General features: G+C 42.1%; 1 protein-coding gene. It reads left to right on the top strand.

From position 1 onward, the window contains the following. Positions 1 to 394, top strand: a 394-nt coding sequence (locus AC1M86_RS14790) for a GA-like domain-containing protein (protein WP_481608256.1), incomplete at both ends; no start/stop codon positions are given.

Consider the following 394-nt stretch of genomic DNA (forward strand, 5'->3'; position numbering starts at 1 on the left):
TTGAAAGGTACAGCTCAAGGCTTGGTTGATGCATTACCTGCATCAGCAGCTAAAGATAGCTTAGATGCTCGTTTAGATGCTCTAGATACAGCTTTACCAGTAATTAATGATTTAAATGGTGATGGTGTTGTTGATGCTGCCGAAGCTGCGATTGCAGCAGCAACACAAGCGGTTCAAACTGCAGAAGCTAAGCATGATGAATTGGTAGAGGCAATTGATGCTAAAAATGGTGTAATCAGTCCAGCAACGCAAGCTCAATTACAAGCGATCAAAGATCAATTAGATGCGTTGAAAGATACAGCACAAGGCTTGGTTGATGCATTACCTGCATCAGCAGCTAAAGATAGCTTAGATGCTCGTTTAGATGCTCTAGATACAGTTGTACCAGCAGTGA

Source organism: Acinetobacter sp. ANC_7654 (assembly GCF_056779855.1).